The sequence below is a fragment of the bacterium genome (genome assembly GCA_026129405.1).
Classification (GTDB): Bacteria; Desulfobacterota; Binatia; order DP-6; family DP-6; genus JAHCID01.
Genome location: JAHCID010000002.1, coordinates 332,923 through 343,822, shown reverse-complemented (window position 1 = coordinate 343,822; position 10,900 = coordinate 332,923). Strand labels below are relative to the sequence as shown.

The following is a 10,900-nucleotide window of genomic DNA, read 5'->3' as shown; positions in this document are numbered from 1 at the left end:
AGCGTTCCGGCGCTGTGGGACGCCCCGCGGCAGACCCGACTCGCATCATGCCCCGCCGCACGCCGACCCGTCCCCGCAAGGAAGCCCGCCAGCAGCGCTCGCAGGCGACCGTCGACGCCATCCTCGAAGCCGCCGCCCGCCTGCTCGCCGGCGGCGACCTCGCGCGCGTCACCACGAACCAGATCGCCGAGCTGGCCGGCGTCAGCGTCGGCTCGCTGTACCAGTACTTCCCGAGCAAGGAGGCGATCCTCGGCGAGCTGATCGACCGCCATGCGGAGCAGACGATGGCCCGCCTGGCGGCGGTGCTGGTCGCCTTCGCCGAGCGTCCGGTCCCGGAGGCGCTGCGCGAGATCGTCGCGATCCTGCTCGAAGCCGACACGGTCGACCGCAACCTCCACCGCGTCTTCCTCGACGGGCTGCCCGCCGCCGGCCGCACGGCGCAACGCCAGGAGGAGATCCGCCGCGTCACCCTCGTGGTCCGCGAGCTGCTCGCGCTGCGCCGCGTCGACCTGCGCGTCGGCGACCTCGATCTCGCGGCCTTCGTCGTCGTCCAGGCCCTCGAGGCGGTGACGAACGCGGCGGTGCTCGAGTACCCGGACCGCCTGCGCGACCCGGCGCTGATCGACGAGATCGCTGCGCTGGCGGCGCGATATCTCGTCGAGTGACCCTCGTGCGCCGGGTCCCGCCCGTGAGACGCCGGCGCGGGAGGAGATGATCGCAGGGAGCTCGACGTCGCGGTCGTGCCGGTGTCCGAGCGACGGCTACCGGAGCGTGCAGGCGACGCCGCCCGGGTCGGCCCAAACGTCGCGTCGCCGGCTGCGCGTCGTCCGCACGGCACCGCCGGGCGTAGGACCGTCCGCGTCACCCCACCTCGTCGATCACCGCCGCCAGCCGCCTCACCCCGTCGCGGATCGCCGCCGGCGTGAGACCGCCGTAGCCGAGGATGAAGCCCGCCCGCGGCGGCGGCGTCAGGTAATGCGGCGTGATCGAGTAGACGCCGACGCCCGCCGCGGCGGCGCGGCGCACGAGCGTGCCGGTGCGCGACGGCGCGAGGTCGCGCATCCATGCCACCACGTGCAGGCCCGCCGCGGCGCCGACGACCTCCACGCGCTCGCCGAGGTGCGTCGCCAGCGCGGCCAGCAGCGCGGCCCGGCGCTCGCGATGGCGCGTGCGGGCGCGGCCGACGTGACGCTCGAACGCACCGCTCGTGAGGAAGTCGGCCAGCGCGTCCTGCTCGAGGCGCGGGCTGCCGCCGTCGGCGACCAGCTTCGCGCGCAGGAACGGCTCGACGAGCGGCGGCGGCAGGACGACGTAGCCGAGCCGCAGCGCCGGGAAGAGCACCTTCGAGAACGTGCCGAGATAGACGACGCGCCCGGCGGCGTCGACGCCCTTCAGCGCCTGCAGCGGGCGGCCGTCGAGGCGGAACTCGCCATCGTAGTCGTCTTCGAGGATCCACGCGCCGGCCTGCTCGGCCCACGCGAGCAGGGCCGCGCGCCGCGGCCACGACATCACGCCGCCGAGCGGGTACTGGTGCGACGGCGTCACGTGCACGACACGCAGCCGCCGGTTCGCGAGCGCCGCCGGATCGAGGCCGTCCGCGTCGACCGGGATCGGCGCCAGCTTCGCGCCGATGGCGCGGAACGCGCCGCGCGCGCCCTCGTACCCCGGCTCCTCGACGGCCACGGCGGCGCCGGGGTCGACGAGCACACGGGCCGCGAGGTCGAGCCCCTGCTGCGAGCCGCTGACGACGATGATCTGCTCCGGGTCGCAGGCGACGCCGCGGGCACGCCCGAGGTAGCCGGCGAGCGCCGTACGCAGCGCGGGCGATCCCTGCGGCGGGCCGTAGTCGTAGGCGCGAAGCGGCGCGCGGCGCGCGCGCCGGCCGAGACAGCGCTGCCAGGTCTCGACCGGGAAGTCCTGGAGCGTCGCGAGACCGTAGCGGAAGTCGTACGGCAGGCCGGGCCGCTCGCTCGCGTACGCCGAGAGCAACGGCCGCCGGCGATCGGCGAGCAGGCGCGCCGCGAAGCGCGACAACGGCACGGCGGGCGATCCCACGTCGCGCGACGTACGCGGCTCCGAGGCGACCCCCTCGCCGACGAACGTGCCCGCACCGCGGCGGCCGGCGAGGTAGCCCTCGGCGAGCAGCTGGTCGTAGGCGAGCAGGACGGTCGTCCGCGACAGGCCGAGCTCCGCAGACAGGGCCCGCGTGGCCGGCGCCCGGGCGCCCGGCGCGAGGCGCCCCGCGACGATCGCGTCACGCAGCGCGCGATAGAGCTGGCGCCAGAGCGGACCGCTGCCGTCGAGTCGGAGGACCATCGAAAGTGGCCTCACCCTGCGCGCCGGAATTGGCCGTTTCAAATAGCCACGCCCGCGGCTACTCCGGCAGCATGGAGAGCATCGGCCCCGAGGCCCTCGTCCGCACCTACTGCATCGCGAAGAGCCGCGGCGACGTTGCGGCGGCGCTGCGCGTCTGTCACCCGGATTTCGTGCTCGAGACCATCCCCTTCGGCACCCGCTCGCAGGGCGCGGGCGAGACGGCGCTCCATCTGACGGCGTTCTTCGCAGCCTTCCCCGACTACACCGTCCTGCTCGAGGGCCTCGCCGCCGACGGCGACGCGGTGGTCTGCTGGGGCGACGTCCGTCTCACGCTGCGCGGCCCGCTCGGCCCGCTGCCGCCCACCGACCGCACCGCCCGGCTGCCGATGTGCTCCATCTTCACCGTGCGCGACGGGCTCCTCGCCGGCGAGCGCTTCCACTTCGACCTGCACGCCCTGTGCACGCAGCTCGGCCTGTCCGTGCACGAGGTCGACGCCGCGCTGGCGCCCTTCCGCACCGTCCCGCACGCCGCCCTGGAGGCCTGACGTGGCCGTCGCCCTGCCGACGCGCGCATCCGGCGATCGTGCCGTCGTCGCCGACCGCACCGTGTTCCGCACCTGCACGCTCTGCGAGGCGATGTGCGGCCTGCGCTTCGACGTCGCCGGCGACCGCATCGTGCGCGTGGCCGGCGACCCGGACGACCCGTGCTCCAGGGGCTGGGTGTGCCCGAAGGGCCTCGCGATCGCCGACGTGCATCACGACCCCGATCGCCTGCGCACGCCCCTGCGCCGCACGAAGAGCGGCGACTTCGAGCCCATCGGCTGGGACGCGGCGCTGGATCTCGTGGCCGAGCGGCTGCTCGCGGTGAAACGCGCGCACGGCGGCGACGCGGTGGGCGTCTACATCGGCAATCCCGTCGTCCACAACCACGGCGCCCTGCTCCTGCGCGCCGCCCTGCTCCGGGCGCTCGGCACGCGCAACGCCTACAGCGCCAGCTCGCAGGACACCGCGCCGCGCTTCGCGGCGTCGTACTACCTCTACGGCGCGTCGCTCGTCGTGCCCGTGCCCGACGTCGACCGCACGCAGTACCTCCTCTGCATCGGCGCGAACCCGGTGGTGTCGAACGGCAGCTTCGTCAGCGCGCCGAACTTCAAGGAGCGGCTGCACGCGCTGCGCCGCCGCGGCGGGCGGCTCGTCGTCGTCGATCCGCGGCGCTCCGAGACGGCGAGGATCGCCGACGAGCACGTGCCGATCCGCCCCGGCACCGACGCCGCGCTCCTGCTCGCCATGGTGCAGGTGCTCGCGGCGCGCGGTCGCGTCGACGCGGCGGCGATCGCCCGCGCCGCCGACGGCTGGGAGGCGGTCGTCGCGCGGCTCGGCGCGTTCGCGCCCGAGCGGGTGGCCGGCTTCACGGGGGTGCCCGCCGCCACCATCGAGCGGCTCGCGCTCGAGTTCGCCGACGCCCCGTCGGGCAGCGCGTACTCGCGCATCGGCACCTGCAACGCGCACCACGGCACCCTCTCGCAGTGGGCGACGGACCTTTTGAACCTCGCCGGCGGCCGCCTGGGCGCGATCGGCGGCGCGATCTTCCCCGAGCCGGTCGTCGACACCGCGCGCCTCGGCCGCTTTCTCGGCGACGGCCACGGCCGCTGGCGCAGCCGCGTGCGCGGGCTCCCGGAGACCCTCGGCGACCTCCCCGGCGCCACGCTCGCCGACGAGATCGAGACGCCCGGCGACGGCCAGATCCGCGCGCTGCTCACCTACGCCGGCAACCCGGTGCTGTCGCTGCCGAACGGCCGCCGCGTCGAGGCCGCCATCCGCCAGCTCGACTTCGTCGCCTGCATCGACCTGTACGTCAACGAGACGACCCGCCACGCCGACGTCATCCTTCCCCCCGCATGGGCGCTGGCCGAGGACCACGTCGACGTGCTGGTCGCGAGCTTCGCGGTGCGCACCGTCGCACGCTGGTCGCCGCCGGTGGTCGCGCGCGGCGCGGACGAGCGTGCCGACTGGGAGATTCTGCTCGCGCTCGCCCTGCGCCTCGGCGGTGGCCCGATGGGCATGCGGGCGCTGGACGCGGCCTATCGGCTCGGCGCGCGCGTCGGCCTGCGGTGGCATCCGACCTCGACCACGGGCCTCGTCCTGCGCCTGGGCCCGCACGGCGACCGCTTCCTCCCCTGGTCGCGCGGCCTCACCATGCGGCGGCTGCGCGCCGCCCCGCACGGGCTCGACCTCGGGCCGCCGCGCGCCGGCGTCGCCCACCGCGTGTTCCACCGCAGCGGCCGCATGCAGCTGGCCGCGCCGCCGATCCTGCACGGGCTGGGCGTCCTCGAGACCGACGTCGCGCGGCCGGCGGGCGACATGCTGCGCCTGATCGGCCGGCGCGATCTGCGCTCGAACAACTCGTGGATGCACAACGTGCCCGCCATGGTGAGCGGCCGCGACCGCTGCGTCCTGCTCGTGCACCCCGACGACGCGCGCCGCGCCGGCGTCGCCGACGGCACCGACGCGGTGTTGGAGAGCCGCGTGCATGCCGGCACGGTGCGCGTGCGCGTGTCGGACGAGATGCTCCCGGGGGTCGTCAGCCTGCCGCACGGCTGGGGCCACGCCGCGAGCGCGCGCTGGCAGCGCGTCGCCGGCGCGCACCCCGGCGTGTCGGCGAACGACTGGACGGACGACGCGGAGGTCGAGGCGATCGTCGGACAATCGGTCCTGAACGGCGTGCCGGTGCGCCTGCGCGCGGCGACGGCGTAGCCCGGCGACGGGGCCTCCGGAGCCGCATCCGGCGCCGGCGCACGCGCCGCCGCGACGGCCTGCGCCGAGACGTCGATCGGCTCGGGCGCACAGCGTCACGGCGGCGTGCCGAGCGTCGCCGCGCCGCGCATGACGACCGTCAGCTGCGCGACCGCGCGCTCCGCCAACGCGCGCTCCGCCTCCTCGGCACCCGGACCGGGTGGGAGATCGAGCAGCTCGCCGGTCATGGTCGCCACCGCACCGACGATGAGGTGCGCGACCGTCTCGCGCGCGCTGCGATCGAGGTGCCGCAGGGCCGGCAGCGCCGACAGGTCGTCGGCGAGGTCCTGGGTGATGAAGCGGATCTCGCGCGCGATCTGCATCCGCACGCTCGGCGTGCCACCGTGGCGCTCGCGCACGACGAACTCGAAGACGCGGCGGTGCTCGCGCACGAACCCGACGTAGACGCGCACCGATTCGGTTCGCATGTCATGGCCGCTGCGCGCCGCCTGGCGGGCTTCGCGCATCAGCCGGCGCAGCGTGAGGAAGGTCTCGTCGACGAGCGTCAGGCCGAGCTCGTCCATGTCGCGGAAGTGGCGATAGAACGCGGTCGGCACGACGTGCGCCGCGCGGGCCACCTCGCGCAGCGACAGCGCGCCGAAGCCACGACCCTCGCCCATGAGCCCGAGGGCGGCGTCGAGGAGCGCCTGGCGCGTATGCAGCTTGCGTTCGATCCGCACGCTCACGCCTCGGAGCCGTATCATTTCGAGCACGATCGTTCACGGAATCGTCCCTTTGCGACTTAATTTTTCTGCCTCGCGCTCATTCTCAGTGAACAAGTGTTGACCGACTCTCCGGGAGGGGGTAGGAGGTCGGTCATGCGCGGGCGTCCACGAAAGCTCGCCGGCGTGGCCCGGCGTCTCGTCGATCCGGCCACGCTGGAATTCTGGCTCCAGCACCTCGATCCACTCTTCGCCGTGGAGCGGGTGCGCGCCCGCGTCGAGGCGGTGCAGGCGGAGACGCCTCGCGTGCGCACGTTCGTGCTGCGACCGAACCGGCGGTGGCGCGGCTTCCGCGCCGGGCAGCATGCGACCGTCACCGTCGAGGTCGACGGACGCCGGCTCACGCGCACGTTCTCCCTCGCCGGCGGCGAGGACGAGCCCACGCTGCGGCTCACCATCGCACGACAGCCCGACGGGCGCGTGACCGGCGCGCTGCACGATCGGGTGCGGCCGGGCGCGATCGTCGAGCTCGGGCAGGCGCAGGGCGACTTCGTGCTGCCCGACGATCCGCGCGCGCCGCTGCTCCTCCTCGCCGGCGGCACCGGGCTGACGCCCTTCCTCTCCATGCTGCGCACGCTCGCGGCGCGCGGCGCGCGGCGCGACGTCGTCCTCCTCTGCTGGGCACCGCGGCCAGCGGAGCTGATCGCGCGCAACGAGCTGGGCGCGCTGCCCGCGCGGCTCCCCGGCCTGCGCGTCCATACCGCCTTCACGCGCGACGGCATGGCACGCTTCTCCGGCGACGGGCTGCGCGCCCTGGCTCCGGACTGGGCTGCGCGTCGCGCCTACGTCTGCGGCCCCGACGCGCTCACTGCCGCCGTCGCCGCACATTGGGACGCGGCCGGCCTGACGACGCAGCTGCGGCGCGAGTGGTTCGGCGCGCCGCGCGCCGCCGCCGCAGGCGCCGGGCCGGTCGCCGTCGCCTGCACGCGCAGCGGCCGCACCGTCACCGTCCCCGGTGAGCGCAGCCTGCTGGTCGAGCTCGAAGCCGCCGGCCTGCGGCCCGCGCACGGCTGCCGCGCCGGCATCTGCCGCCAGTGCACCTGCACGCTCGCGGCCGGCGCGGTCGAGGAGCTGCGCACCGGCACCACCCGCCACGAGATCGACGAGCCGATCCAGCTGTGCGCCGTCCGCGCCCGCACCGATCTCGTCCTCGCCGTCTGAGGAGACCCCACCATGTCGAGCCGTTCGCGCGCCCTCTCACCACAGGAGCTCCAGGCCTTCGGCCGCGAGCTGGATGCGCTCCGCGACGAGGTGCTCGCCGACGTCGGCGAGGCCGACGCCGCGTACGTGCGGCGCGTGCGCGCGTTCATGCGCTACAGCGGCGCGGCGGGCCGCGGCCTGCTCTTCTTCGGGCTCCTTCCGCCGGCGTGGCTCGCCGGCACCGGGCTCCTCGCGCTCTCGAAGATCGTCGACAACATGGAGCTCGGGCACAACGTCATGCACGGGCAGTACGATTGGATGCAGGACCCGACCCTGCACTCGCAGACGTTCGAGTGGGACAACGTCTGCCCCGCCGACGGCTGGCGACGCACCCACAACCTGACGCACCACACCTACACGAACGTCCTCGGGAAGGACCGCGACATCGGCTACGGCCTGCTGCGCGTCTTCCCCGAGCAGCCGTGGTCGCCGGCGAACCTGCCGCAGCTCCTCTACGCCGGCGGGCTCGCGCTCGTGTTCCAGTGGGGCGTGGCGATCCACGACGCCGACCTGGGGCCCGACGGCGAGCGCCGCCCGGCCGACGTCGCACGCGGCCTCGCGCCGGTCGCGAAGAAGGCGGCGCGCAAGCTGGCCAAGGACTACGTCGTCTTCCCGTTGCTCGCCGGGCCCGCCGCGCCGGCCGTCTTCCTCGGCAACCTCACCGCCAACCTCGTCCGCAACGTCTGGGCGTTCGCCGTCATCTTCTGCGGCCACTTCACCGCCGACGTCGAGGTGTTCCCCGAGTCGGTGCTCGAGGACGAGTCACGCGGCCACTGGTACGTCCGCCAGCTGCGCGGCTCGAGCAACCTCGAGGGCGGCTCCCTCTTCCACCTCCTCACCGGCAACCTGAGCCACCAGATCGAGCACCACCTCTTCCCCGACGTCCCCGCCCGCCGCTACGCCGAGATGGCGCCGCGCGTGCGCGCGATCTGCGACCGCTACGGCCAGCACTACAACACCGGCTCGTTCGCGGCGCAGCTCTGGTCGGTCGTGAAGCGCATCGCCACCCACAGCCTGCCGTCCTTCGGCGGCAGCCCCGCGCCCGTGGAGGCCTGAGATGTCGACCATGCTCCAGATCGAAGCCGTGAAGGATCTCGTCGAGGAAGCGATCGACCGCGGCACGACCGCCGTCCAGCGCATCCACGAGGCGATCCTCGCCGTGCCGTTCGATGCCGTGCCCGCGGGCGGCCCCGTCGGCGACGCGGCGGCGCGCGTACGCGACGGCGGTACGCAGGCCGTCGGCGCCGTCTACGACGCGATCCGGCGCATCAATCGCGAGATCGGCGGGCTCGCGTCGCACGTCTTCGAGGCGATCGAGGGCCACGAGGCCGTGCGGCGCAACGTCGGCGACGCGCCCGATCACTCGACGGTGCCGTAGCTCCCCGCCCCGCCCGGCGCCGCGCGCCGCGCCTCGGCGACCGCCTCGCCGAGCGCGACGAGGAACGCGTCGAGCACCTCCGCGTGCACGGCGTTGACGGTGCAGTGGAGGCTCGCGGGCGGCCCCTGCTTGTCGACGTACCAGCCGCGCCGCCGGAGCGCGTCGCCGACCGCGAACGCGTCGACGTCGGCGAAGCCGAACGCGACGAGCATGGTCGCCGGATCGCCGCGTACCTCGACGCCGGGCATCGCCCGCAGCGCGGCGACGAGCCGCTTCGTGGTCGCGCGTGCGCTGCGCGTGAGCCGCAGGTAGCCGTCGGCGCCGAGGTGGTGCAGGACCGCCCACGCCGCCGCGATCGCGCCGCCCGATTTCGTGCCGAGGACGCCCGACGAGCCGTACAGCCCGCCGAGCCAGTTGTCGGTGACGAACGTCTGGAAGCGGCGCAGCGCGCGCGTGCGGTGCACGATCACCGACGCGCCTTTCGCCGTGTAGCCGAACTTGTGCAGGTCGACCGAGATCGACGTCACGCCGGGGACGCGAAAGTCCCACGCCGGCACGGGCTCGCCCAGGCGCTCGAGGAACGGCAGCGCGGCACCGCCCATGCAGGCGTCGACGTGGCACGCGATGCCGCGTGCCGCGGCGAGCGCAGCGACGTCGGCGATCGGATCGATCACGCCATGCGGGTACTGCGGCGCGGAGGCGGCGAGCAGCACCGTGCGGTCGGTGATCGCCGCCGCCATCGCCGCGGGATCGGCGCGCCAGTCGGGCCCCACGGGGACGCGCACGGAGCGCACGCCGAAGTAGTGCGCGCCCTTCTCGAAGGCGGCGTGCGCGCTCGCGGGCAGCACCATCTCGGGCTCCCCGATCCCGCGCTCGATGCGCCCCCGCTCGCGCGCCGCCAGCACGGCCATGAGCAGCGACTCGGTGCCGCCCGAGGTCATGAAGCCGCCGGCCTCGTCGTCGCCGTGCAGCCATTCCGTCACGACGCCCACGACCTCGCGCTGCATGCGCGCGAGGCTCGGGAAGGCGTCGGTGTTGAGCGCGTTCTCGGTCATGAAGCGGGCGTAGGCGTCGCGCTGGAGGTCGTGGACCTCCGGGCCCGCGGAGTAGGCGAGCGAGAACGCGCGGCCGGCGCGCCAGTCGACGTCGCCGGTGCGCAGGGCTTCGAGACGCTCCAGGACCTCCGCCGCAGGCAGGCCGTGCTCGGGAAGGGGCATGGCGTCTCCGTAGCGCGGCGGCGCCGCCGCGGGAAAGCCGTTGCGGGGACCATCGCCCCGGATAGCCGCCTCGTCCTGCTCGCGGCCACGACCGCGGCCGCCGACACGGTCAGCACGCTCGCGTTCGACCTGCGCGGCTGGTCGGCCTTCTACCAGACCGCGGACGGCAGCGGCTCGGTATCGTGCGCCGACGGCCAGACGGCGCGGGTCCGCGTCTCGACGCCGCGACCTCAGGCGTCGGCGCGGCGCGTGTGCTCGCTGATCAGCTCGACGAGCCGCGGCCAGAGCGCCGGCGGCAGGTCGTGGCCCATGCCGTCGATCACCTCGAGGCGCGCACCCGGAACGGCGCCCGCCGTGTCCTCGCCGCAGGCGAGCGGCACGAGCGGATCCTGCCGGCCGTGGATCACCAGGGTCGGAACCCGCACCCCGGCGAGACCGGCGCGCCGACTGCCCGACGAGAGGATCGCGGCCAGCTGGCGACCGATGCCGAGCGGATGGAAGCCGCGGTCGTACGCCGCCGCGGCGCGCGCGCGCAGGAAGTCCTCCTCGATCGGATAGCCGGGGCTGCCGATCGTGCGGAAGGCGGTGACGGCCGACGCGATCGCGCCCTCGCGATCGGGCGGTGGCGGGGACATGAGGACCATCGCCGCTTCCGCCGTCGGACCGGGCAACCCCGGCGCCCCCGACGACGACATGATCGAGGTGAGCGAGCGCACCCGCTCGGGATGCTCGATCGCGAGCGTCTGCGCGATCATGCCGCCCATCGAGACGCCGACCACGTGCGCCGACGCCCAGCCGAGGGCGTCGAGCAGACCGGCGACGTCGCGCGCCATGTCGGCGAGGATGTACGGCGCCTCGGCCGTCTCGCCCCGTGCCGCCGCCCCCATGGCGGCGGCGATGTTGGGAAAGCCGAGATCGTCGAGCCAGGTGGAGCGGCCGACGTCGCGGTTGTCGAAGCGCACCACGCGGTGCCCGCGCGCCACGAGCTGCTCGCAGAGCCCGGGGTCCCAGTGGATCAGCTGCATGCCGAGCCCCTGGATCAGGAGCAGCGGGCGACCGTCCGGCGGCCCGTGGACCTCGTACTCCAGCTCGATCCCGTTCGTCTGCGCGCGCGGCATGCCCGCGGTCATACCGTCCCCGGGGCGCCCGATGCGAGAGTCGGCCGAGCCGTTCGCGCGCCGGGATGGGCGGGACGATCCCGGGGACGCGCGGCCGCGGGTCCCGGGGTCCTCCGCGCCGACCTTGGCCAGACGGCCCCGGATGATGCCCTCCTC

10 protein-coding genes are annotated in these 10,900 nt (G+C 74.7%); 6 read left to right on the top strand and 4 right to left on the bottom strand.

The genetic code is table 11. From position 1 onward, the window contains the following. Positions 1-47 precede the first annotated feature (47 nt). Positions 48-665 (top strand): TetR family transcriptional regulator, encoded by a 618-nt coding sequence (locus tag KIT14_09985; protein MCW5890871.1) that lies wholly within the window; start codon positions 48-50, stop codon positions 663-665. 196 nt (positions 666-861) lie between these two features. Here KIT14_09985 and KIT14_09980 read toward each other — a convergent pair whose 3' ends face one another. Further along, positions 862-2,316: a PLP-dependent aminotransferase family protein gene (locus tag KIT14_09980; protein MCW5890870.1), complete on the bottom strand. Its 1,455-nt coding sequence runs from the start codon at positions 2,314-2,316 to the stop codon at positions 862-864. A 71-nt stretch (positions 2,317-2,387) separates the two neighbouring features. On the opposite strand from KIT14_09980, the gene KIT14_09975 reads away from it, so the two are divergent. After that, the gene (locus tag KIT14_09975; GenBank protein MCW5890869.1) at positions 2,388-2,861 is read left to right on the top strand and encodes an ester cyclase; all 474 of its coding nucleotides are present in this window, start codon (positions 2,388-2,390) and stop codon (positions 2,859-2,861) included. 91 nt (positions 2,862-2,952) lie between these two features. After that, complete coding sequence (locus tag KIT14_09970; GenBank protein MCW5890868.1) at positions 2,953-5,070, top strand: molybdopterin-dependent oxidoreductase; 2,118 nt, start codon at positions 2,953-2,955, stop codon at positions 5,068-5,070. Between the two features lie 95 nt (positions 5,071-5,165). On the opposite strand, the gene fabR is transcribed toward KIT14_09970, so the two are convergent. Then, positions 5,166-5,789, bottom strand: coding sequence for an HTH-type transcriptional repressor FabR (fabR, locus tag KIT14_09965; protein ID MCW5890867.1), 624 nt, complete (start codon positions 5,787-5,789; stop codon positions 5,166-5,168). Between the two features lie 138 nt (positions 5,790-5,927). Here fabR and KIT14_09960 point away from each other — a divergent pair, with 138 nt between their 5' ends. From KIT14_09960 to KIT14_09950, 3 genes are read left to right on the top strand one after another with little or no spacing between them, the layout of a single operon-like run. Continuing rightward, on the top strand, positions 5,928-6,992 hold the full coding sequence (locus KIT14_09960) for an iron-sulfur cluster-binding domain-containing protein (GenBank protein MCW5890866.1): 1,065 nt from the start codon (positions 5,928-5,930) through the stop codon (positions 6,990-6,992). A gap of 12 nt (positions 6,993-7,004) precedes the next feature. Continuing rightward, positions 7,005-8,087 carry an acyl-CoA desaturase gene (locus tag KIT14_09955; GenBank protein MCW5890865.1) on the top strand — a complete coding sequence of 361 codons (1,083 nt, stop codon included), beginning with the start codon at positions 7,005-7,007 and terminating at the stop codon, positions 8,085-8,087. 1 nt (position 8,088) lies between these two features. Next, complete coding sequence (locus KIT14_09950) at positions 8,089-8,409, top strand: hypothetical protein (protein ID MCW5890864.1); 321 nt, start codon at positions 8,089-8,091, stop codon at positions 8,407-8,409. Here KIT14_09950 and KIT14_09945 read toward each other — a convergent pair. Together KIT14_09945 and KIT14_09940 are read right to left on the bottom strand one after the other, a co-directional pair. Next, positions 8,391-9,626, bottom strand: a complete 1,236-nt coding sequence (locus tag KIT14_09945) for an aspartate aminotransferase family protein (GenBank protein ID MCW5890863.1) — start codon at positions 9,624-9,626, stop codon at positions 8,391-8,393. The genes KIT14_09950 and KIT14_09945 overlap by 19 nt on opposite strands. A 230-nt stretch (positions 9,627-9,856) precedes the next feature. Further along, positions 9,857-10,744, bottom strand: a complete 888-nt coding sequence (locus tag KIT14_09940) for an alpha/beta fold hydrolase (GenBank protein MCW5890862.1) — start codon at positions 10,742-10,744, stop codon at positions 9,857-9,859. Between the last annotated feature and the right edge of the window lie 156 nt (positions 10,745-10,900).